This is a genomic window from Mesorhizobium sp. M7A.F.Ca.CA.001.08.2.1 (genome assembly GCF_003998455.1).
Classification (GTDB): domain Bacteria; phylum Pseudomonadota; class Alphaproteobacteria; order Rhizobiales; family Rhizobiaceae; genus Mesorhizobium; species Mesorhizobium ciceri.
Map to the genome: position 1 here is coordinate 1 of NZ_RZPW01001289.1, position 873 is coordinate 873.

At 58.0% G+C, this 873-nt stretch carries 1 protein-coding gene; it reads right to left on the minus strand.

What is annotated here, in order from left to right; all coding sequences use genetic code 11:
* Nucleotides 1-27: 27 nt before the first annotated feature.
* Nucleotides 28-483, minus strand: coding sequence for a hypothetical protein (locus tag EN914_RS36910; protein ID WP_244507003.1), 456 nt, complete (start codon nucleotides 481-483; stop codon nucleotides 28-30).
* Between the last annotated feature and the right edge of the window lie 390 nt (nucleotides 484-873).

Here is an 873-nt window from a genome sequence, read left to right on the forward strand (position 1 = left end):
AATCTGCGTTGCCCACCCACCCCCAGTTTAGCAGCCCTGTGCCTTCAGGGACCGGACCATGCGCACGACAACAGGCTCATATGGCTTCTTTTCCGATTTCCTGTAATCAATTGTGAAAAGCGCGGCGCGGTCGCCGCAGACCGTGATTGCGCGGACATAGCGGATCTCGCCATTCTTGACACCCGAGTAGCTTGCCCATCTGGATGTTATGCGCCGATAGGTCAGTCGCCAACCGGACTTTTTGTCCTCTATCATGCGGTGCTCGATCTCGGCGCGAAAACTGGCTTTGCCCAATCGTGCGCCCCAAATGACTAGGGACGCTTCTCTCGGCCCCTGAAAAGCCGCGCCTTGATCCGAGTGCTGGGTGAGGACGAAACCTGGAGGAATATCGAATGTAAAGCCAAGCTGCCGGACGCCAAAGGGCTGCCATGCTTCGGCCCGAAGCAATGTGGTGCAATAGAGACAGACTGTAAGGCCCAGCAAGAAGTGTCGCATCGCTCTGATTTAGCGTCGGCTAACATGGCGACCAGACCGACATGGGGTCCGCGACGTAAAATGTGCAGTTCAAAGCGGGCTTCCCTTGGCGTCAGGGATGATCACTGAGGTGGAGCCGGAACTTACCTGATCCTTGAGCCGGCGAACCGATGATGCTGGAGGGGCTTTGAGCCATAGTGGTTCTAACTGTAGCCGAGCAAATGGCGAAGCCCAACTATCGGAGCTAGACGGTCCATATCATGCAAGGGCCGCCGCGACCCAGGCGATCGCGGGAGAGCCGCGCCGCTATTTCAGCCAAACTGTGTTCCATGGTCGAATTCTCCCCAGGTTGACTCCAGAGGACGGCGGGCGCAGACGTTCACGCGGACGGGCATCGAC